General features: G+C 50.6%; 1 protein-coding gene. It reads left to right on the forward strand.

The features are described 5' to 3' along the window. Window positions 1-130: 130 nt before the first annotated feature. Window positions 131-26,887, forward strand: coding sequence for a hypothetical protein (locus tag NTY76_06325; protein ID MCX5678706.1), 26,757 nt, complete (start codon window positions 131-133; stop codon window positions 26,885-26,887). The last annotated feature ends 11 nt before the right edge of the window (window positions 26,888-26,898 follow it).

Consider the following 26,898-nt stretch of genomic DNA (forward strand, 5'->3'; position numbering starts at 1 on the left):
AAGCACCTCAACAGTTAATCTCACAGATAACGGAATACTCAAAACCAGCCCGAACACTACAAGCTTCTACAACCTCTCCTGCGCGGCATCAGGGAAGACCACTACAGTTGCCAGGGATCCTTCTAAGAATGTGTGGGTGGCGGTGGGCACCGGTAATAACTCCCTTGCCTACTCCTCTGATGGTATTACCTGGATAGGTTTGGGCACGAGCATATTCTCAACCACTGGCAACAGCATCGCCTGGAACGGCACCCGTTTCGTAGCAGTAGGCCATGGCACTAACTCCATTGCCTATTCCTCTGATGGTATTACCTGGACCGGATTAGGCTCAAGTATGTATTCTAGCCGAGGCCAAGGCGCTGCCTGGAACGGCACCCGTTTCGTAGCAGTAGGCTATGCCCCTAACTCCATTGCCTATTCTTCCGATGGCATCACCTGGACCGGATTAGGCTCAAGCATATTCTCAAGCTATGGCTCAGGCGTCTGTTGGAACGGCACCCGCTTCGTCGCAACAGGCTACGGTACTAACACCCTTGCTTACTCTTCTGATGGCATCACCTGGACAGGCTTAGGTACAAGCGTATTATCAACCATTGGCAACGGCGCTGCCTGGAACGGCACCCGCTTTGTAGCAGGAGGTGGCGGCACTAACACCCTTGCCTACTCTTCCAATGGTATTATTTGGACAGGTTGTGGTGCAACCATATTCTCAGGCAATGGTTACGGCGCTGCCTGGAACGGCACCCGTTTCGTAGCAGCAGGCGCAGGCATAAACACTCTTGCATACTCAACTGATGGCGTTACCTGGACAGGCCTAGGCACAAGTATATTCTCCGCTGGCTACGGCATTGCCTCTTGCCTTACTCCCGAGCTTACTTCGCCCGTCCTAAGCGATGACATCCCGGTATTAAACACCCTCACCTTAGGTGGCGGCACGCTCACCCGTAACGGCACCGACCAGGTAGCCTTAACATTGCGTAAGGACACCGGCAATTTCTTAGTGTTAAATAACTCCACGATCAGTAATAACGCTATTATTAGATTCGCTCCCTTGGCTAACGCCTCTACCCCTAAGACTGTCTCTATCCCAGGAGGTGACTATGGCACCGCTCAAGTAGAAGCCTATGTCCAGACTAATAACGCTGTCGCCCAGCCTCAAGGAGCTATCAGTTATCAGCTAGTGGGGAATATAGCAGGGGCAAGCAGTTTAAACATCTACGCCGACTCTAATCTCTCCACCACCTTTGGCTTAAACAGCTACAGCCTCTATACCGCCACTCCCGGATTACTCTATTTAGGTAAAGACTGCGCTCAAGGGCCAGTTACCTTTAATTCAGGCGCAGGCGCGGTAACCTTAGCCGCAACACCTCTCTCAAGCATAGTAGCGGATAACGCAGGCACTCACACGCTCAATATGAACTCTTCCACCTGGAATATCTCCGGCGACTGGCGTCCTGAAGGCCTAATTAGTGATACATCCAGTTCACTCAGCGTAGTCCCTGGCACATCCACTCTTAATATTACCGGCACCGGCGCTACAACGATCTACGGCTCAAAGACCGCCACTCCATCGACGCCGCTTTATAACCTCTACACATCTGTCGGCGGCTTAACCGGTAAGACTATCAGTGTCAATGCAGGAAGCACACTTCAGATAGCCGGTATCCTGAGATTACAGGGGCAGAGCACAGACAATAAGCTTAATTTCCAAAGCACCACCGCAGGCACAGCAGCTAACCTTAACGTCACAGGCTCAACTGCCAACATGCAATATCTTAATGTCACAGATTCTAATGCTTCAGGCGGGAAGGCAATTCTTGCATATTCTTCCACTATTGACACCTACAGTTTAAATCATAACTGGTTTAACGGTACTGCCGGTAATGTCTACTGGACCAACGCTTCAGGTGATGGCAAATGGTCCACGGCAGCTAACTGGTCAACCGGTGTTATTCCACAGACAACAGACTCAGTTGTGTTCAATGCTACCTCGACCACAAACTGTTCAGTTAACCAGGCAGCTACGGTCACCAACCTCACTCTTGACACAGGTTACACCGGCACGGTTACCTTAGGTGCAACTTCAGGACAAGATCTTACCGTAACTAACTCTATCGCCATTAACACCAACGGCGGCATACTTGTTGACAACGGCAGAGTAGTGAACTTTAAGAATGTTGCAATTGTTTCTGAAAGTAATCACCTGAATTCTACTGGCAACTGGAAGCAAACAGCCAGCGGAAATATATCGGCTTATTATCCCGAAGCTTTTAATAGCCTTGAATTGGCAAGCGGAGTTACCGCGACCTTAACCAATAGCATAAGTGTGAGGAAAGTTATTCTTGGCAGTAATGCTACAATTACCGGAAATACAAGCTATCGTCTTTGGATATCTCCCACGGCAGATAATTTTATTACTCAGGGCACAGGCTCAAATATTTCTTTGCCAATTCATATAACTGGTATAACCAGTAATATAAACCAAGGCGCCTTGAATGTTTCCGGGGCTGTTTTCCTTCGTGATAGCAACAATAAAATTTTGACCATGACTGGGGATTGGAATATTGGCACGTTGACGATATGGGGAACCAACGCGACTGGCTCCGTAGTTACCATTGATACCAACGGAAATAACTTAACTATAACAGGCGATTTAGCTATATCAAACGGAGCCGTCAATTATGCCAATCAACAACTTGGCAAAATCCTCTTTAAAACCGGAAATCATACAATTACAGGTGATGTATATATCCTTGGCCAAGGCCAATACACCCACGGCTACATTGACTTTGGCTCAAGCACGGTGAATGTAGGGGGGAACCTTGACTTTAGATACGCCTCAGTTACTCCCGGAACATCAACTGTAAACCTTACCGGCGCTACCACTGCCAATATCTATAGTATTGTGGATTATACTTATAAAGACGCTACCTTAGATAATGCGGTATTGAATACAGCGCCGTTCTATAAATTAACCTCAACCGTAGCAGGGAAGACCGTTAAATTTGAAGCAGGGAAGACCGTAACGATAGCCAATAACCTAAACCTTGCCGGAACCGGAACAGGCATCAATCTCTTAACCTTAAACTCTACCACTTCCGGCACTGCCGCGAAACTAAATGTCGCGAGCGGCGCTACAGTTACCGGCATGAATTACTTAAGTGTCAAGGATTCCGACGCTTCGAGCGGCAAGGGTATCGTCGCATCTAATTCGACCAATGTTAGTAATAATACCAACTGGTTCTTTGGCGCCGCCGGCAGTAATTATTGGGTTAATAACTCAGGCGACGGCAAGTGGTCCACTGCCGCTAACTGGTCCACCGGTAGCGTGCCAACTTCGGCTGACAATGTTGTGCTTAACTCCGCCTCAGCTTCAAACTGCAGTTTCGATACAGGGGTGGCTAATACCACAGTCGCTAGCCTCACTCTGGACACAGGCTATACCGGCACTCTGACCTTAGCGCAAGGTATTACGGTCACCGGAACGCTTAAAGTAACCCAAGGCACATTTGACGCCGCTACCTATAATGTAAATGCCGCTAACTTCACTTCCACAGGAATATTGGCTCGAACACTTAACTTAGGGACAGGGAGTACCTGGACCATATCAGGTAACTGGGACTCTTCAGGCGGTAATATTACGGTTAATCCAGGTACCTCAACCGTTACTCTCACCGGAGACGGCACAGTTAAAGCCTGTCCCAGCGTTACTACTTTCTATAACCTCTCAGCGGCCGCATCAGGCATGACCACTACTATTGCCCGGGATCCTTCTAAGAATATGTGGGTGGCGGGGGGATGGGGCGTTAATAACTACTTTGCCTACTCTTCTGACGGGATTACTTGGACAGGCTTGGGCACAAACACATGCCTTACCACCGTCCATAACATCTGCGGGAATGGTTCTAAGTTCGTGGCGGTAGGTACTGGCCCTAGTTCCATTGCCTACTCTACTAACGGGATTACCTGGACAGGCTTGGGCACAAGTATATTCTCAGGTAATGGCGCCTTTGGCGTCTGCTGGAACGGCTCTAAGTTCGTAGCTGTAGGGCATGGCGCTAATACCATTGCCTACTCTTATGATGGCATTGCCTGGGCAGCCGCTCCAGGCAGTACAAACATATTTTCAATCAACGCAAACGGCGCCGACATCTGCTGGAACGGCTCTAAGTTCGTTGCTGTAGGAGACGGAACTAATACCATTGCCTACTCCTCTGATGGCATTAACTGGACAGGCTTGGGCACAAGTATATTCTCAAGCTATGGCAAAAGCGTTGCCTGGAACGGCACTCGCTTTATAGCAACAGGTTCTGGCAATAGTACTCTTGCCTATTCCTCTGACGGTATTACCTGGGTAGGCTTAGGCACAAGCATATTCTCAAGCTATGGCTGGGGCGTCGCCTGGAACGGCACCCGTATTATAGCAACAGGCGCTGGCACCAATACCATTGCCTACTCTTCTGATGGTATTACCTGGGTAGGCTTAGGCTCAAGTATATTCATAACCTTCGGAGGCGGCATCTGCTGGAATGGTTCTAAGTTCGTCGCTGGCGGGCAAAGCCCTGGCAGCGCCTATTCAACTGATGGGATCACCTGGACAAGCGGTGGAGTCCCAATGGCAGTCGGCTACGGCGTTTGCTCCATCCCAGCCCCCAAACTCGTTCCACCTATCCTATCAGATGACATAAAGGTCTCAAATAACCTCACATTAGGTGGAGGTACACTCACTCGTAACGGCACCGACCAGATAGCCTTAACCTTAACTAGCGCCACCCCTACAGTAACATTAGGAGGCTCTACGATTAGTAGCGGCACAATTATCAGATACGCTCCCGCAGCAGGCTCAGGCGCTACCACTGTCACTATCCCAGGAGGCGCCTACAGCGGAGCTAAGATCGAAGCCTATACTAAGCTTAATTATAGCGTCGCCCAGCCCCAAGGAGCTGTCACATATCAGTTAGGGGGGAGCATCACCTCATTAGCCAATCTAAACATCTACGCTGATGTAGGGCTACCAGCCACTACATTCAGCTTAGTAAATGGCTCTAATAATTATAACCTTACCTCTAATAGCCTTACATTAGGTAAAGATGAAGTAACTAACGGATCTGTCACATTTAATTCAGGAAGTGGCACAGTAGCTCTACCGTCACTTACAAACCTCGTTCCTTCCACTAATAATAGCGGCTTACACACTCTTAACCTTAACACATCCACCTGGAATGTGGCAGGGGACTGGGATACCTCAGGCAATAACATTATACTTAATCCAAGCACCTCAACTGTTAACCTTACCGATAACGGTATACTTAAGACTAACCCCTCTACCACAAGCTTCTATAACCTATCCTGCGCGGTCACAGGTAAGACCACAACAGTTGCCCGGGACCCTTCTAAGAATATGTGGGTAGCGGCAGGCGAAGGCACCAACTCTCTTGCCTACTCTTCTGATGGTATTACCTGGGTAGGCTTAGGCACAAGTATATTATCATACCGTGGCCGAGGCGTTGCCTGGAACGGCACCCGTTTCGTAGCAACAGGCGCTGGCGCCGACTCCCTTGCTTATTCTTCCAATGGGATTAATTGGACAGGCCTTGGCTCAAGCATATTCTCCGGCACTGGCCGCTACGTTGCCTGGAACGGCACCCGTTTCGTAACAGTAGGCACTGGCGCTAACTCCATTGCTTACTCCTCCGACGGTACTAATTGGACTGGGGTGACTACCACAAGCATATTCTCAGCCTATGGCTACGGCATTGCCTGGAACGGCACCCGCTTCGTAGCAACGGGCAGCGGCACCAACAACTCCATTGCTTACTCCTTCGATGGCATTACTTGGACAGGCCTTGGCACAAGCATATTTTCAAGCAGTGGTACCGGCATTGCTTGGAACGGCACCCGTTTCGTGGCAGTGGGTAGTGGCACCAACTCCATTACCTACTCTTCCGATGGCATTACCTGGACCGGTTTAGGTAAAAGCATATTCTCAGTCAATGGCTACGATGTTGCCTGGAACGGCACCCGTTTCGTAACAGTAGGCACTGGCACCAACTGCATTGCCTACTCTTCAGATGGCATCACCTGGACAGGTTTAGGCACAAGTGTATTCTCAAGCTATGGCTACAGCATCGGCTCTTGCCCTGCTCCTAAACTTACTCCACCCGTCCTAAGCGATGACATACCGGTCTTGAATACCCTCACCTTAGGCGGCGGCACACTCACCCGTAACGGCACCGACCAGGTAGCCTTAACATTACGTAAGGACACCGGCAATTTCTTAGTGTTAAATAACTCCACGATCAGTAATAATGCTATTATCCGCTTCGCTCCTCTGGCTAACGCCTCAAGTCCTAAGACTGTCTCTATCCCCGGAGGCGACTACGGCACAGCTCAAGTAGAAGCCTATGTCCAGACTAATAACGCTGTAGCCCAGCCTCAAGGAGCTATCAGCTATCAACTAGCGGGAAATATCGCGGGGGCAAACAGCTTAAATATCTACGCTGACTCTAATCTCTCCACAACCTTTGGCTTAAATAGCTACAATCTTTATACCGCTACTCCAGGGCTCCTCTATTTAGGTAAAGACTGTGCTCAAGGCGCAGTTACCTTTAATTCAGGTGCAGGCGCGGTAACCTTAGCCGCAACACCTCTCTCAAGCATAGTCGCGGATAACGCCGGAAGCCACACGCTCAATATGAACTCTTCCACCTGGAATATCTCCGGTGACTGGTGTCCTGAAGGTCTGACAAGCGGCACCTCCAGCTCACTCAGTGTAGCCCCCAGCACATCCACTGTCAATATCACCGGCACCGGCACTACCACAATCTATGGCTCAAAGACCGCTACTCCTTCGACACCGTTTAATAACCTGTATACTCCTGTCGGCGGCTTAACTGACAAAACTATCAAGGTCAATGCCGGAAGCACACTTCAGATAGCCGGTATTCTGGGATTGCGGGGACAGGGCGAGAGCAGCCCGCTTAATTTCCAAAGCACTACCGCAGGAACTGCAGCTAATCTTAACGTTCTAGGCTCGACCGCCAATATGCAATACCTTAATGTCACAGACTCCAATGCTTCGGGCGGGAAGAAGATTCTCGCGTGTTCTTCCACTATTGACACCTACAGCTTGAATCATAACTGGGTTAACGGCATTGTCGGTAATGTCTATTGGACCAATGCCTCTGGCGACGGCTTATGGTCCACCGCGGCTAACTGGTCCACAGGAGCTGTGCCGGTTTCGACAGACTCAGTCGTATTCAACGCTACCTCGACCACACCCTGCTCGGTTAACCAAGCAGCGACGGTTACAAACCTCACTATGGACACAGGATACACCGGCACAGTGACTTTAAGCGCAACGTCAGGACAGGATTTAACCGTTACAGGCTCTATTACCATTAGTACCAACAGCGGTACGCTAGTAGATAATGGACGAACAGTTAATTTCAAGAATGTCTCTATTGCTTATGAAAACACGCCCGTGCATCTTACTTCTACGGGTAATTGGAAAATGATTTCCAGCGGAACTATTTTTGGCCCTCAAGATAGTTCTAAAATTAATAGCCTTGAGCTGGCAGCCGGAGTTACCGCGAATTTGTTGACAAATTGCACTGTTAACATAAGAAACCTTATCCTTGGAAATAATTCCGTGCTTACCGGTTATTATATGATAATTGTGCCTACAACCAATAATTTTATTACCCAGGGTACCGGAGCAACTATTTCTGCGACTTTAGAGATTTGTCCAGGTGACATGAACCAGGGCGCTCTGACTACATCCGGACCTGTAAAGATTACCTGGGGCGCTAACCGTACTTTGACCATGACCGGAGATTGGAATATTGGTGGATACCTTATGGTATTTGGTTCATCAAGTTTTGGCACAACCGGAATGATGACCCTGGACACTAACGGCAAAAATCTTACTGTAGGCGGTGACTTACAATTAGGAAATAGTGACTCTTCGTATGCCAACGATTTTCTCGGAAAAATTCTGTTTAAGAACGGTACCCACACTATCGGAGGCAAAATATTTGTTATGAACGGAAACACTCCTTCAACCTGCTACACCCATGGCTACTTTGACTTTGGCCAAAGCACGGTAAACGTAGGGGGGAACCTTGACTTTAGGTGCGCCTCAGTAACTCCCGGAACTTCAACCGTAAATCTTACCGGCACTACTGCCGCCACGATTTATTCAATAGTTGACTATGCCTATAAAGACACCATCTTAGACACTCCGGTATTGAACACAGCGCCGTTCTATAATTTAGCCTCAAGCGCGGCAAGCAAGATCATTAAATTTGAGGCAGGCAAGACCGTAACAGTAGCCAATAATCTAAGCCTTGCCGGTGCAAGCGGTAACCTCTTAACCTTAAACTCTACTACCGCGGGCACTGCAGCTAACCTGAATATTTTAGGCACAGCCACCGGTATGAACTACCTGAGTGTTAAGGACTCCAATGCTTCAGGCGGGAAAGGTATCATCACTTATAACTCCACAAATGTTAGCAACAATACCAACTGGTTCTTTGGCACCGCCGGTAATAATTACTGGCTCAATGCCTCCGGCGACGGCTTGTGGTCCACACCCGCTAACTGGTCCACAGGCATTGTGCCGGTCTCGGGCGACAATGTTTATTTCAACACGACCTCAACTTCAGACTGCAGTTTCGATACAGGAGCGACCAATACGACAGTCGCAAGCCTTACCTTAGATACAAATTACACCGGTACCCTGACCTTAGCGCAAGGTATTACAGTCACCGGAACACTTAAAGTGACCCAGGGGACATTTGACGCCGCTACCTATAATGTAAACGCCGCTAACTTCACTTCCACAGGAGCCTTAGCTCGTACACTAAACTTAGGAACAGGGAGTACTTGGACCATTGCAGGCAACTGGGACTCATCAGGAGGTAACATCACAGTTAACCCCGGTACTTCAACAGTTACTCTTACAGGAACCGGCACAGTTAAAGCCTGTCCCAGTGTCACTACTTTCTATAACCTCTCAGCGGCCGCGTCAGGCAAGACTACGACGATTGCCCGGGATCCGTCGAAGAATATATGGGTGGCGACTGGCGTTGGCGCTAACACTCTTGCCTACTCTTCTGATGGTACTAATTGGACAGGCTTGGGCTCAAGTATATTCTCAGGCAATGGTTACGGCGCTGCCTGGAACGGCACCCACTTCGTAGCAACGGGCTATGGCACCAACTCCCTTGCCCACTCTTATGACGGTATTATCTGGACTGGCCTAGGCACAAGTATATTCTCAACCCAAGGCCTTGGCATCTGTTGGAACGGCACCAAGTTTGTGGCTGTAGGAGAAGGCACTAATACAATTGCCTACTCCTCTAATGGGATTACCTGGACAGGCTTAAGCTCAAGCATATTCTCAGTCTTTGGCGATGGCGTTGCCTGGAACGGCACACGCTTCGTCGCAGTAGGCTATGGCACCAACTCCATTACCTATTCCCCCGATGGGATTACATGGACTGGGGTGACCGGCAAAAGTATATTCTCAGATTACGGCATGAACATTGCCTGGAACGGCACCCGCTTCGTCGCAGTAGGCCAAGGCACCAACTCCCTAGCTTACTCTTCTGACGGTATTATATGGATAGGTTTAGGCACAAGCATATTCTCAACTTCTGGCCGCGGCGTCGCCTGGAACGGCACCCGCTTCGTCGCAGTAGGTTGGGGCACCAATTCCATCGCTTACTCTTCTGACGGCATCACCTGGACAGGACTCGGCTATAGCGGATTATCATCCCACGGCAACAGCGTTGCCTGGAACGGCACTAGCTTTGTAGCAATAGGCTTAGGCACTAACAATATTGCCTACTCTTCCGATGGCATTACCTGGACTGGAGTAACCGGCACAAGCATATTCTCAGTCAATGGTGTTGGCGTTGCCTCTTGCCTTGCCCCCAAACTCACTCCACCCATCCTTAGCGATGGCATAAAGATCACAAATGGTCTTACACTAAACGGCGGCACACTCACTCGTAACAGCACCGACCAGGTAGCCTTATCCTTAACGAGCAATACTCCTACATTAACATTAGGCTCTTCCACTATCAGTAATAGCGCTATTATTAGATATGCCCCTGTGGCCACTTCAGGCGCTACCACCGTCACTATCCCCGGAGGCGCTTACTCAGGCGCCAAGATAGAAGCTTATTCTAAGACTAATTATGGTGTTACCCAGCCTCAAGGGTCTATAACATACAAATTAGGGGGCAGTATCACCTCAGCAGCTAATCTAAACATCTACGCAGATGTAGGACTACCTAGCACTACATTCAGCTTAGTAAATGGCGCCAGTAACTATAACCTCACCTCCACATCCCTTACAATAGGTAAGGATGAAGTAACTAACGGCACTATTACATTTAACTCTGGAAGCGGCACAGTAGCTCTTGCCTCACTTACAAACTTAGTGCCTTCCACTAATAATAGCGGTCTACACACATTAAACCTCAATACATCCACCTGGAATGTGGCAGGGGACTGGGATACATCAGGCAATAACATCATACTTAATCCAAGCACCTCAACCGTTAACCTTACAGGCTCAGGTACACTAAAGACCAGCCCGAACACTACAAGCTTCTATAACTTATCCTGCGCGGCATCAGGGAAGACCACTACAGTCGCCAGAGATCCTTCTAAGAATATATGGGTGGCGGCAGGCCAAGGCACCAACTCTCTTGCTTATTCTTATGATGGTATTAACTGGGTAGGTTTGGGCATAAATATATTCGCGATCAACGGCTATGGTGCTTGTTGGAATGGCTCTAAGTTCATTGTCGTAGGCCAAGGCACTAACACCCTTGCCTATTCCTCTGATGGCATCAACTGGACAGGCTTAGGCACAAGCATATTCTCAACCCGAGGTTATGGCATTGCCTGGAACGGCACCCGTTTCGTAGCAGGAGGCGGCGGCGTTAACTTCCTCGCCTACTCTTCTGACGGTACTACTTGGACCGGTTTAGGCACAAGCGTATTTTCAACCGCCGGCTATGGCGTCGCCTGGAACGGCACCTGTTTTGTATCAGTGGGCAGCGGCACTAATTCCATTGCTTACTCTTCCGATGGAATTACTTGGACCGGTTTAGGCACAAGCGTATTTTCAACCGCCGGCAATGGCGTCGCCTGGAACGGCACGCGTTTCGTTGCAGTAGGCTATGGCACTACCTCTCCGGGTACTAATTCCATTGCCTATTCTTCCGATGGAATTACTTGGACCGGTTTAGGCACAAGCATATTTTCGACAGGAATTGGTTACGGCGTCGCCTGGAACGGCACGCGTTTCATAGCAACTGGTGGAGGCACCAACTCCCTTGGATACTCTTCCGATGGTATTATCTGGACAGGCCAAGCCGTATTCTTAAGTCAAGGCAATGGTGTCTGCTGGAACGGCTCTAAGTTTGTAGCCGTAGGATATGCAGGCGGCACTAACTCTATCGCTTACTCCTCCGATGGTATTATCTGGACCGGCTTAGGCTCAAGCATATTCTCATACTATGGTCGTAGTGTTTGCTCCAGCTCCGCCCCGAAGCTCACTCCGCCCATCTTAAGCGACGACATCCCTGTCCTGAACACCCTCACCTTAGGCGGCGGCACACTCACTCGTAACGGCACCGACCAGGTGGCCTTAACCTTACGTAAGGACACCGGCAATTTCTTAGTCTTAAATAACTCCACAATCAGCAATAACGCTATTATCCGCTTTGCTCCTTTGGCTAACGCCACAAGCGCTAAGACCGTCTCTATCCCAGGAGGCGACTATGGCACCGCTCAATTAGAAGCCTATGTCCAGACTAATAATGCTGTCGATCAGCCTCAAGGACCTATCAGCTATCAGTTAGCGGGAAATATCGCGGGGGCAAACAGCTTAAACATTTACGCCGACTCTAACCTCTCCACCACCTTTGGCTTAAATAGCTACAATCTCTATACCGCCACTCCCGGACTCCTCTATTTAGGTAAAGACTGCGCTCGAGGCGCAGTTACCTTTAATTCAGGCGCAGGCGCGGTAACCTTAGCCGCTACACCTCTCTCAAGCATAGTCGCTGATAACGCAGGAGCTCACACACTCAATATGAATAGCTCCACCTGGAATATCTCCGGTGACTGGTGTCCTGAGAGCCAGACCAGCGGTACCTCAAGCGCTCTAAGCGTAGTCCCTGGCACATCCACTGTTAATATCACCGGCACCGGCGCCACCACAATCTATGGTTCAAAAACCGCCACTCCTTCGACGCCGCTTTATAACCTTTACACACCCAGCGGCGGCTTAGTGGATAAGGTTATCAAAGTTAATGCCGGAAGCACGCTCCAGATAGCAGGGACCTTGAGATTGCAGGGCCAGAATTCAGGCAGCCCTCTCTATTTCCAGAGCACCGCCTTAGGTACGCCCGCTAGCCTGAATCTTCAAGGCTCAGCCGTGAGTATGCAATATCTTGTTGTCAAAGATTCCGACGCCACCAGTGGAAAGAAGATCCTTGCCTACGACTCCACTATCGACACTTACAGCTTGAATCATAATTGGATCGGCGGTACAGTCGGTATCGTTTACTGGACCAATGCCTCCGGCGACGGCTTATGGTCCACGGCTGCTAACTGGTCCACGGGCGCTGTGCCGGTTTCGACAGACTCAGTCATATTTAATGTTGTCTCAGGTTCAAGCCCAACCTCAAACTGCTCGGTTAACCAGGCAGTTACGGTTGCTAACCTCACCCTTGATACCGGCTATACCGGCACAGTTATCTTAAGCTCAACTTCAGGGCAGGATTTAACTGTTACCGGTTCCATCAATATTAATACGAACGGCGGCGCACTGAATGATAACGGCAGAAATGTAAATTTTGTGAATGCTTCTATTGTCAACGAAGGAAACCGTTTATATTCCAATGGCAACTGGAAGATGACAGCCAACGGTAATATTAAAAATGCTAACGGCGGTAATATATTTAATAAAACCTTTGAGGTGGGAGCCGGAGTTACCGCGACTTTAACAAGTGATATTTGGACGAAAGGTCTCATTCTGGGGAATAACGCTGTTGTTACAGGAGGATCAACAATAGTATTTTATTATCCCCCTAATGATTTCATCGCTCAAGGCGCAGGCTCAGTTATTTCTTCTACTATAGATATCGATCTAAGTGGTAACAGAAGCCAGGGCGCTTTGACTACAACTTCAAGCGTAAACTTTTATTGGCATACTGCTACTTTAACTATGACTGATAATTGGCATATCGGTGGATATCTTTCTATTTACAGCGGTTCTTCTGGCGCAACTGCCATCTTAGATACTAACGGCAAAAATCTTACTGTAGACGGAAATTTATACTTGGGGAATACCGTTTATTATGGTCAAATTCTTTTTAAAACTGGCACGCATACAATAGGCGGAAATATGTATGTCAACCAATCAGGCAGCCCTAGCCACGGTTATTTTGATTTTGGCTCAAGCACAGTTAATGTAGCAGGTAATGTCGATTTCCGTTATGCTTCGGTAAAGCCTGGCACATCAACAATAGTGTTTACCGGTACCAATGCCGCAACTATCCGCGCGCTCACAAGCGATGATACGTCCTTTGACGCGTTAAGCCTAAACAATACAGCGCCGTTCTATAAATTAACCTCGACCGTTGCAGGCAAGACCATTAACTTTGAAGCAGGGAAGACCGTAACGGTAGCGAATAACTTAACTCTTGCCGGAACCGGGATGGGCGCTAATCTCCTGACCTTAAACTCTACCGTAGCAGGCACTACCGCTAATTTAAATGTCGCGGGCACAGCCACCGGCATGAATTACTTAAGCGTCAAAGATTCCGATGCTTCGATCGGGAAAGGTATTGTCGCTTATAATTCTACAAATGTTAGCAATAACACCAACTGGTATTTTGGCGCCTCGGGTAATAATTACTGGCTCAATGCCTCAGGCGATGGCAAGTGGTCGACGCCGACTAACTGGTCCACGGGAATTGTGCCGACCTTGGGCGACAACGTCTATTTTAACACCACCTCAACCTCAAATTGCAGTTTCGATACGGGAGTGGTTAATACGTCAGTTAATAGCCTCACTTTAGATACGGGTTACACCGGCACCCTTACTTTGGCTAAAAATATCACGGTTACAACAGCCCTCACTGTAACCCAAGGCACATTTAACGCCGCTACCTATAATGTAAACGCGGCGAACTTCACCTCCACAGGAGCCTTAGCCCGCGCATTGAATTTAGGAACAGGAAGTATCTGGACCATCTCAGGTAACTGGGATTCTTCAGGAGGCAACATTACGGTTAACCCCGGCACATCAACCGTTACTCTTACAGGAGACGGCACGGTTAAGGCTTGTCCCAGCGTTACTACTTTCTATAACCTCTCAGCCGCCGCCTCAGGCAAGACTACGACAATTGCCCGGGATCCTTCTAAGAATATATGGGTGGCAGGAGGTTATAACCCTAATAGCGCTGCTTACTCTGTTAATGAAGGAGTTAACTGGACCAAATCATCAAGTTTGGCAAGTATACTGGATCAGGCTTGTCAAGGTATCGCCTGGAACGGCACCCGCTTTGTAGCAATGGGTAGTACTTCCAATTCTATCGCCTATTCTTCTGATGGTGTTACATGGATAGCAGCGCCTAACTCAAAAAACATATTTTCAACCCGAGGCTACGGCATCGCCTGGAACGGCACCCGTTGGGTAGGAGTAGGCGGTGGCATCAATTCCATTGCCTATTCTTCTGACGGTATTATCTGGACAGGTTTAGGCACAATAAGCACAAACATATTCTCAATCTATGGCACCAATATCGCCTGGAACGGAAACCGCTTCGTAGCAGTAGGCAATGGTACGAATAACACCCTTGCTTATTCCTCTGACGGAATCACCTGGACCGGCTTAGGTACAAGCGTATTTTCGTCCAACGGCCGCGGTCTTGCCTGGAACGGCACCCGCTTCGTAGCCACGGGAAGCGGCACCAATTCCATTGCCTATTCCTCCGACGGCATTAATTGGATAGGTTTAGGTACAAGCGTATTCTCAAATAACGGCACAAGTGTCGCCTGGAACGGCACCCGCTTCGTAGCCACGGGAAGCGGCACCAATTCCATTGCCTATTCCTCCGATGGCATTAATTGGACAGGTCTGGGTACTGTAAGCACAAACATATTCTCAATCTATGGCACCAATATCGCCTGGAACGGAAATCGCTTTGTAGCGGTAGGTTACAGCGGCGGTGGCACCTCCGTTGCCTATTCTTCCGATGGCATTATCTGGACGGCAGCGACCGTGTCCGGGATATTCTCAGGTGATGGATATGCTATCGCCTCTTCTCCTGCCCCTAAACTTACTCCACCCATCCTAAGCGATGACATAAAAGTCTCAAATGCCCTCACATTAGGTGGTGGCACACTCACTCGTAACGGCACCGACGTAGTAGCTTTAACATTAACTAGCGCTACTCCTACAGTAACATTAGGCGGTTCCACCATCAGTAATAACGCGATCATAAGATACGCTCCTGTAGCCGGTGCAAGTGATACGATTGTCAATATACCAGGAGGTGCCTACAGCGGAGCCAGGATCGAAGCCTATACCAAGCGTAATGGAAGCATTACACAGCCTCAAGGAGCCCTCACGTATCGGTTAGGAGGCAGTATTACCTCGGCGGCTAGCCTAAACATCTATGCGGATGTGGGCCTGCCTGCAACCATCTTTAACCTATATGATGGCTCTAATAGCTATAATCTTGCTTCTTCCGGACTTATATTAGGTAAGGATGAAGTTACCAATGGCAATATTACTCTTAACTCAGGGACAGGTACGGTAGCTCTTAATTCACTTACAGGGCTCGTTCCTTCCACTAATAATAGCGGCTCACATATCTTAAATCTTAATTCATCCACCTGGAATGTAGCAGGGGACTGGGATACTTCAGGCAATAACATCGTACTTAATCCGGGCACTTCAACAGTTAACCTTACAGACACAGGCACTATAAAGACCAGCCCGAATACTACAAGCTTCTATAACCTCTCAGCCGCGGCAAACGGGAAGACCACCACAGTTGCTCGTGACCCTTCCAAGAATATCTGGGTGGCGGTAGGTAACGGCGCCAACACCATTGCCTATTCTTCCGACGGAATCACATGGACAGGCTTAGGCGCAGGCATATTATCAAGCTACAGCTATGGCGTCTGCTGGAACGGCTCCAAGTTCGTGGCGGTAGGGCAAGGCACCAACTCCATTGCCTACTCTTCAGACGGCATCATCTGGACAGGAGTGACCGTTCATAGCGTATTCTCAACCAACGGCCGTGGCGTCTGCTGGAACGGCTCCAAGTTCGTGGCGGTAGGGCAAGGCACCAACTCCATTGCCTACTCTTCAGACGGCATCATCTGGACAGGTTTAGGTACAAGCATATTCTCATATGGCTATAACGTCTGCTGGAACGGCTCCAAGTTCGTGGCTGTAGGAGGTAGCATTAACTCCATTGCCTACTCCTCTGACGGCATTATCTGGACAGGCTTAGGCGCAGGCATATTCTCACCCTATAGCCATGGTGTCTGCTGGAACGGCTCCAAGTTCGTGGCTGTAGGAGAAGGTAACAACACCATTGCCTACTCTTCCGATGGTATTACCTGGACCGGTTTAGGCTACAGTATATTCTCACCCTATGGCCATGGCATTGCCTGGAACGGCTCCAAGTTCGTGGCTGTAGGAGGTAGCATTAACTCCATTGCCTACTCCTCTGATGGCATTACCTGGACCGGTTTAGGCACAAGCTCATTCTTATACGGCCGTGGCGTCTGTTCTATCCTAACTCCCAAGCTTACTCCGCCTGTCTTAAGTGATGATATACCGGTCCTAAATACCCTCATCTTAGGCGGCGGCACACTCACTCGTAACGGCACCGATCAGGTAGCTTTAACCTTGCGTAACAACGATAGCGATTCCTTAGCTTTGAATAGTTCCACGATCAGTAATAACGCGATTATCCGCTTTGCTCCACCGGCTCCCGGCGCAATGGATGGAGTAGCGGAGCCTATCACTGTAACTATCCCGGCAGGTAACTATGGCACAGCGCAAGTAGAAGCTTACGCTCAGTTTAATAATAGCGTCGATCAACCTCAAGGAGTTATCAGCTATAAACTGGCAGGAGATATCACCGCGGCGGGCAGTTTAAATATCTACGCGGATGCAGGGCTCCCTGCAACCACCTTTAGCCTGAATGACGGCGCGAATAATTATAATCTTTACAGCTCTACTCCGGGGCTCATATATTTAGGTAAAGATTGCGCTCAAGGAGCCGTTACATTTAACTCCGGATCGGGCACGGTAAATGTAACATCCTTTGGTATCATTCCGAATAATGCCGGCAGCCATACCGTAAATCTTAATTCATCCACATGGAACATTTCCGGAGACTGGCAGCCGGAAGGAGAAGGGAACAGCGCTTCGAATTTGAATGCCGGGACCTCCACCTTCCACTATATCGGCACCGGCGCCGCCACCTTATATGGTCTAAAATCCGGCCCTAACATTAATACTATGCCTTTCTACAACCTGACCTCTACGGCGGCAGGCAAGACACTCAACTTTGAGGCAGGCAAGACCGTAAAGATAGCCAATAACATAAGCCTCACCGGCGGATCGAGCAAGATGCTATTACGCAGTACTAGCACCGGTTCCTACTGGAACATAAATGTCGCGCCCGCGGCCACAGCCACATTCATGAGCTATCTGGATGTTAAAGACTCCGACGCGAGTTCCGGCAATACTATCGCCGCCACAGCCTGTATCGGCAGTACACAGCATAACCTTAACTGGACCTTTAGCACAGGCGGCGCTGCGATCTGGATCGCCGATGGCGCTAAGAACTGGTCCGACGCCACCGCCTGGAGCACGGTCAGTGTTCCCACGACGACCGGAACGGCGGAGATCCTATTTACAGGCGACCATAAGGGAGCTTGCACTATAAATGCCGCGGCAAATGTAAAGAGCATTAATATCCTGAGCGGTTACACGGGAACCATCACCCAGGCCGGCACAGTTACTGCCGGGTCGGGCGGCTACGCTCAGGCAGACGGCGTATTTAACTGCGGAGGACAGGCTGTTAACGTAAACGGGCCGTTTACATTGTCCGGAGGGACATTCGACGCCGCAAACTCGACCATAGCAATAACCGGCGGTAATATCAATCTCTCGGGCGGCGCGTTCGCTCCCGTCGCCTCGACGGTGACGCTCTCCGGGACCTGTGCCATTAATTCCGATATCCCGGCCCTTAATATCATGACCTTTAATCCCGGGACATATACCATTGCCGCGGGCAAGACCATCAGCGCGCCCGCCAACAGCTTACTGAGCTTCGCCGGCACCGGCACATCGAACATGGTCACATTAAGGAGCTCCGCGCCCGGGACGAGATGGAACCTGGCTAATGCCTCAGGCTCCACAGTTACGCCTGTCTATACGGATGTTATGGATTCTAACGCTTCTAATCTTATCTCCGCCGCTAATTCCAAGGACTCCGGAAATAATATCAACTGGGTGTGCACCGGCACGCTCACTAATGCCAGTGTCCTGCCGGCATCATTGGTCGCGGGGGTAAGCGGCAATGTAACGGTGAACTTTACCACGGTAAACCCTATTCCGAATAACGGCAAGATCGTAGTTACCCTCCCCAGCAACTTTACGTTTAATTCCGGCGGCGCCACGGCAGTCTCCGGCGCCCCGACAGGCATAGATGGAAATTTCTCAGTATCAGTGGAAGGCCCATCGGCCATCATTACCAGATCGGGCGGCACATCCGCGGGCGCGGGAGCCAAGTCGATCATTCTCACTAACATAAAGAACCCGACTGCCCCTTGCACTACAGGGACGTATTCTATCGCCACCAGAACTTCCGCGGATGCTTCTATCGACAGCTTGACCGGGATCGCCGGAAGCGTTATCACTGCCGCCAGCGTGACGAGCTGGGACCTGAATATGAATGCCGGAACTCTTACGCTTAATTTCAACGCCGGTATAACCGCCGCCAGCCTTGCCGCTACAGGCATAACGATACAGAACACAATTGCTTCACCGAGCGCTTCCTATACATTAACCGACAGCACTACCGCAAGCTCAAACGGCACGGCTATCACGATCACGTTATCCGATACGGACAGAAATACGATTAAGGCTACCGCTAATCTCGCGAAAGCCCAGAACAGCAGTTGCCTCAGCATCACCTCGGCAGCCTTTATGGATCTGTATAATAACCCTATAACAGCTATCACCGGATCTTTGGCGATGAATGTCACGAACTATACGACGGATATCACGGCTCCGGGGTTGTCGAGCTGGACGCTGGATATGAATACGCATATGGTGGAGATGACCTTTAACGAACCTGTCGCCATAAGCTCATTCGATCAGACGAAATTCACGATACAGGATGACTCGGGCCATGCTTATACTTTAGCCGCGTCGAACAATACTTATATCGAGGACCCGTATGACAATATGCTGGCGGGCGGCTATGCTATAGGCTCGACTAACAACATGAAGCTGCGCATCAAGCTTACCACGAAAGATTTTAACGCGCTGGTGGACGACGCCAATATAGCCAAGGCGCGCTCATCCTCATATTTAGTTATCGCTACGGAAAGCGGTGTGCGGGACAAAGCGACTTTAGCCAACGCACTGGCCGCCATCCCGGCGACGAATGCCGCGAGCTATACCGCCAACTCCGTCGTCGCCGCCCAGTTCTACGTCACAACATCATCCTATGCGACCGCAACGACACTGACAGCCGGAACCTTTAAGGATATAGTCATAAAGGCGTATGATAACCTTGGTTACCGCACCCCGGCTTACACAGGGGACAAGACGGTGGTCTTCTCAGACGCCGGGCTTTCCGCGGATCAAATCGCGCCTAAAGCCAAAGACAAGAATAACGTGTCTATAGTTTTTGGTACCGGCACCACGATCGCCTTCACAAACGGAAGAGGCACAAGCACTATTACCCTGTATAAGAAAGAGGTGGTGCTGATAAAAGCGACCGTTGGCGCTATTACCACCGCCGATAATTATTCCCTGACGGTAACCGTTAATCCGGATGTGAAGGCTAAGCTGGTCTTCACCACACAGCCGTCCGCCACCGGCATTATCAATAGCGCTTTAACCCAGCAGCCCGTCGTAGTCATCAGGGACCAATACGGCAACCGGACCGCGGATACGGATGAAATCCAGATTAACGCGTCGACCGCCGGAATATTTTTTAATCCTGCCGCCGGCACGTTATCGGCGACTTCTAACCCGTTGGCCGCGGTAGACGGAGAAGCGGTATTCGCCGGGGTTAAATACAACATCGCGGAGACGATATATATATATGCAAGTTCCGGTAATCTTGCCGGCGCCTATTCCGGGGCTATCGAGCTTAGCTCAGGCGTGTCCACTACAGTGGAGGCTGCCGCCCAGCCGCAGGCAAGCTTCCCGCTCATTCCTACGAATGACATCGAGACCGAGAAGTTCACTGTCCTGAAATTTAAGATTAAAGACGCCGGTGATGACGGGACTCCTACTCTGATAGACAGAATAAAGATAGCCATTACCGGCACGGCCCAGCCGAGCGCGTCGACCGATATCGCCTGGGCGGAATTAAGGGCGAATAACGGGGGAGACCATCAGGTTACTTTTGTTGCCGGGCCCTCAGGTTTCGAGGTTGACGGCTCCACCACTTATATCGTTTTCGGAAACGAACCTGATGCCCGCAGCGATTCGACCCTGGGCGCAATAGCGGCCGACGGTACGATACCGGATGGCGGCGAGATAGAATATACGGTAAAGATCTATATGAAACCCTCGAAGTTGACCGCCACGGACAAACAGGGCTACAATTTCACTACGAATGAGTCGCTCATCGGTGTAGATATGGGCGTATCGTCGAGGATGACGACAGACAGCGGGAAGATAACGCCTGTTGTCGGGCAGATCACGGTGAATGTATCGAATTTTGAGATCGTGGATCAGACCCCGCCTAATAATGCCGCGATCAACGTTATCGCGGGCATCGCGTCTTATCTCCAGGTAAGGGCCACTGATAGCAATAAGAATATAGACATAGACTATGCCGGCGTGAAGAGCCTTATCTTCTCGGGATTGAGCTCGATAAACGGTTATACCCCCACGATAGGAACCACGACTAAGGTAACCTTTGGCGCCCCTACTTCAATAAATTTCGTAGCGGGCCAGTCATATAATTTAACAGGTACCGCGGTTGCCTTAACTGCTTATGCCAAAGGCACGGAAAACCTCAGGGCAGCGGATTATAATAAAACTCCGCCGCCATACGGCGTCTTCCCCTGCGCGGTGACGGTGGACAGCACCACGGCAAACAGTATAGGGCTAGCCGCAGGCAACAACCAGAGCGGATTGGGAGGGCGCGCATTGTCCAATCCTTTAGCGGCTATCGTTCGCGATCTTTACGGCAACCCCGTTAATTCCGGCACAGCCGTAACTTTCGCGGTATCGAGCGAGCCTGCCGGCACAACAACTCACGCCGGTTTGGATACACCCACGACTTCTACCGGCTCAAACGGCCAGGCTTCCACTCATCTTACTCTGGGCAACGCTAAAGGCACATATCAGGTAACGGCAACATCCGGCTCGCTTGCCGGATCTCCCGTTACCTTCAGCGCCTCCGCCCGCGTCCCGGCGACACTATACATATTTGGCGGCAATCACCAGTCGGCGGTTGTGGCCACTCAGCTGCCGCTCGCTCTTGTGGTCCAGCTTTTAGATAGCGAGACTATCCCTCAGCCTATCGCGGGTGAGACCATAAACTTCGCGATAAAGGCCCAACCCACCGGCGCGGGCTCTTTCCTGTCAAGCTCTACGGCTGTCACTGACGCGGAAGGCAAGGCTCAGGTACCTCAGATCCTATTCACATTGGGAATGATAGCGGGAACTGACGCTTATGAGGTCAGGGCGACTTACTCGAATTTAACGCCGGCTGATTTCACTGCCACCGCTGCCCCATCGCCGGCTTATAAGGCGGTTTTGGACGGCCCGGCGTCCGTGAATGCGGGTATTGTCGCCACGTTCAGTATAAATATTAAGGATACCTACGATAACGCGAGCACCATTGCCACAACACCTATGGCATTTAATATTACCGCCACTCCGTCTCTGGGGGCGTTTTACAGCGATGCCGCGTGTACGAGCGCTCCGATCACTACGATGACCGTTCCGGGCGGAAGCAGTACAGCGACGTTCTATTTCAAAAGCTCCGTAACTGGAACCGCTAACATTGCAGCTACCACTACAGATGTCAGATTGGATGCTGACCATCGGGTCGGTTCCATCACCGGCTTCACTGTTATGCCGGAAAGCCTGCATCACTTTACAGTTACCGCGGCAAATACGGACCCGATGACAGTAGGTGAGCCAAGGACGCTCAGCATAAAAGCCCGTGATATATATGATAACGTGAAAACCGATTTGAATGCCACTTTTAATGTAACATTCTCCGGTGCCACCGTCTCTCCGTCTCCCTCGAGCGCAGCGCTGGGCACGGCGCCGACCTGTTCGGGCCACGGCAGTGAAGCCGTAGGCGCTAACATAACAGGCACACCCGTGGCGTTTGGCCAGAGCACAAGCATAAGTTTCGCCAATGGCGCGGCAACCACCATATTTACGCCATATAAGGCCGAAGCAGCGCAGATCACAGCGACCTCAGGCATCACTACGCCGACTCCTTTAAGTTTAACGGTAAAACACGGCGCCGCGCACCATCTGAAATTCCATGATAATATTCTCAGCCCCCAGACCGCGGGCACAGCCTTTAATTTTGATACGACCCTGGACGCGGTGGACCTGTACTCGAATATCTGCGATGGGGCAAACCTTGCGCCGGCCTATAACGGTACCGGCAAGACCATCGGCTGGCCGCTGGTCGATGCCGCGACAGGCAATTCCGGGATAGTTAACGGCCCTGAAACCGGCACCGATGCTTACACCAACCCGGTCGACTTCACAAGCGGCCGCTCGACCACGCCGCTTAGCGCCACGCTCTATTACGCGCAGACTATTAAGATAGCTCCAAGCGTTACCGGGTTAAGCGCCGGAACCCCGTCCAATAGTATCGTCGTGCGCCCGGCTGTGCCGAACAGGATCAGATTTACCCAGCAACCGTCCACATCCTGTTTAGCTAATCAGACGCTGGGACAACAGCCATGTGTAGCCATCTCTGACCAGTATGGAAATATCTGCGTAAATACCCCTGGCCAGATAACGTTAAAGGCCTCTACTACCCGCGACTCTTATACGTCGGTTATCAATGGTGTACTCCGTCCAGCCAGCGGCCTTTTTGTAGCTACGTCAGGCGGTGTGGCGACATTCACAGGCGTGAACTATACTTACCCTGAAATAATATATCTCAGGGCCCAGGCGTCAGTATCAGGTTATCCATACATTGCCGATATCTATTCTAATGGAATAAATGTGGTCGCGGGCACGGACCTGACCGTTTCCGCGGTATCCGCCAATCCCACAGTCTCATCCATAGCAAACGCGAGCACCGATAAAACGGCGGTATTCGCGTTTAAGATCACTGACGCGGGCACTGACGGCCTGGTCGGACTGATAAAGAAGATCGTGATCAATCGTTCAGACGCTTATGAGGCGCTTGACTGGACACAATACATAAAAGACGCGGTCCTGAGCGACGGCACAGTTGAAATAGCCGGCGCTATAGAAGCGAACGCTATCACCTTCGGCACGGGAACCGCGAATATATATACTGTGCCGAATAACGCCAATAGGACATATACGCTCAGCATTACCATCAAGAACTCACTGCCCGCCGGAGCGGATGGAAAGATCCTTGGATTTACGATCAATGCCCGTGACGATATAACTCTTAATGACGCGGGCACTTCAGTGTTCGCGGACGTGGTTGACCCGGTTACCGCCGGTTCAGCCATTGATGTAGTAGCTACCAACCTTGTGATAAACGGCGACTCTAATATGGATGCCGGCACGCCCAAGAATATAACAATTACGGCCAAAGACAAGAATAATAATATAGATAAGGATTTTGATGATCACGGGGTAGGGACGAGGGTTATATTTTCGGGCGCTTCCGTAGTGCAGTCGGACAGGGACTATGGGCCAACCTGCACAGATTATACCGGATCCGGTAAAGCATTCGGCGAACCGACGAGTATATACTTTGCCTCCGGCGTCAGCACATCTACGATCACTATGTATCTATATAAGGCAGAGACCGCCACCATCTTGGCCTCGGCCGCGTATTTGGGCCACCAGGTGGTTTCCAGTTCCACCGGCCAGGGCAGGCTGATGGTTACAGTCAGAGGCGGCACCGGCTCCCAGCTCTCCTGGAGCACCAAGCCGGCAGTTAAAGCGGTAGCCGACGCCCCATGGAAAGCATTCATCGTCGCGGTAATCGACGCTTACGGCAATACCGCTTCGGATGACAGGGAGATAACAGTGAGTATTCCAGACGGCTTATCGCTCTCTCCCGGTGCTTCCAATAAGGCCACGGCCAACGGAGGGGTAGCCACCTTCGATCATTATGCTGTTCGCGCTCCCGCCGACGCGGCATATCCTAAATATTTTACCGTGACAGCTTCCGCCGGAGGTATTTCTACGCCGGAGTCCGACCAGGTCACCCTTGATAAAGAGTACAAAATTTATATAACGGTGAAGGATACAACCAACGCGACTACGCTAACCGGGTTTACTTTTACCGTTAAAGATACTAATGGCGTAGACAAGATACCTGAGACTACGCCGGCGCCGCCGTACCCATTTATGATATCTCTTCCTTATGGGACATATACCTTCATCTACAATCTGGATAAGTATGTTACCTTGAGCCCGGAGAAGGCTGTCAGCGTAGCGAGTGACGCCTCTGACGGCAAATATGACAATGTTATTAACTGGACGGAGTATATGACCAGCCTCACTGAAGCTACGGCGGACTATCGTGTAATGTCGAGTTTTGCCTACGATGAAGATAATGAGTCGCTGGCGATCAGGATATGGCTGGAACGGCGCGGCAAGCTGATAGTGAATAATGACGTAAATAAGATGGGCCCCGCCACGATCGAGGCTTATGAGCCTAATGAGACAGCGCTCAACGTGATAAATATAGGCGCTCCCGATCCTAATCCCGACTCCGATGGCAATTATTCGACCATCGGCGCCACCTATAAAACTACAGTAGACAACATCCTGCTGTCCAAAGGCCCGTCTAATTTATTCGGCAAGGCGCTGGAAGCCGGAAAGACGTATTTCGTAAAATGCAAGATAAGTTATGGCGGCCTTGGCACCGACGGCGTTTACGGAAGCACATATGAAGGCGGCACGACGTTTACCGTGACGGTCAGCCAGAAACTGACTAAACAGATAATAACCCAGTTGGGTGTGGCCGCCGGCCAAACGGTGGTCGGCGAAATAGCCAAAACGCAGACTGCGGTAGCGGCTGTCAGCACCAGAGTGGATACTAAGGCTGCCGAGGTCGGCGCTAAAGTGGAGACGGTGGGCACTCAGGTGGCCGCCGCTAACGCTAACGTTTCCAATGTTGGCTCACAGGTCACTAATGTCCAGAGTTCGGCGGCATCTATCCTGGAAGGCGTGAACACTACCTTGCCGACGAAGGTTGTGTCTGAATTGGCAAAAGGAGTCATGAGCGAGATGCTCACGCGTAATACGGTCTTAAGGGCTGACGACTCGATAAAGATAAGATACCGCACAGCGAGCGGACTGGTTCCTACAATGACTATATATAAGGAAGATGGCACCATTCTACCGGACTATAATGGTGTGAAGATGAAAGAGATAAGCAACACAGGTATATACGAATACGAGGTTACTGCCAAAGAAGATTGGGGAGCAGGCGAATTCACAGCCGCATGTTCGGAGAGCACCAAAAATTCCAAGGACAGCATGACCTTAACTATCAAGGCGCTATATACCGCTGGCGCGGGTGTGCAGGAATCCGTAGATGCCGTCGGTGATGCTGTGTCGAAAGTCTATACGAGGCAGAAAGCTATCGAAGGGTTGCTGGGAAGTTCAGTCGATACGAAGGCCGCCACCACTATATTCGGAAAGGTTAACGGCCTTAACACTACCGTGGACAGCCTGAACCTTACCACGGTCTCCGCGGACGCGAAGAACGCCAGGACGAACGCGCAGAATGTCGCTAATGAGATCGAAAATATAGTTAAGAGCGTGGGTGATATGAAGGCTCAAGCCGCGTCGCTGAAGGAGCTGTCGAACCAGCTCGAACTTATGAAGAGCAGCCTCAGTAAGATATCCCAGAACACCACCGTGATAACTTCAACCCCTGCCGCTCCCGCGACCACATCATTCGATGGCGGCGCCACTACAGCATCTTCCGGCGGCGGCACCGCTACAGCGGTATCCGGCGGCACCACTACTATAATCGCGAGCACGGCCGCCCCGGTGAGTACGACAGAGAGCGGTTCGATCATTATGCAGGGCACGCCGGGCGCGCCGCGGCCGGGTCTTTATTCCAAAAATTATCCGCCCGGCACTTATCGCACGAAGGTCTCTGTCAGCGAGGGCGCGGTCACGGTCGCGGAGTATAATGACGCGGGAAGCGTTTACAGCACAGAGCGTCGTATATACGACGGACAGAGCACGGTCGTTGTCTCGACTATAGGGAAGGCCACCGGCACGGGTACGGGCGCCGGCGGCAAGTCCGCTTCGGACATGACTAATCTTAACAACAGGGTAGAGGAGCTGACCGCGCTGGTTAAAGTTTTGACCAAGATGATTGAAACCACGAATAATAAACCGATCGTCGAGGGCTGGTTCGAGCAAGGGTAATCTAAAAACGA

The organism is Candidatus Omnitrophota bacterium, from assembly GCA_026387175.1.
Taxonomy (GTDB): domain Bacteria; phylum Omnitrophota; class Gorgyraeia; order 2-01-FULL-45-10; family 2-01-FULL-45-10; genus CAIMPC01.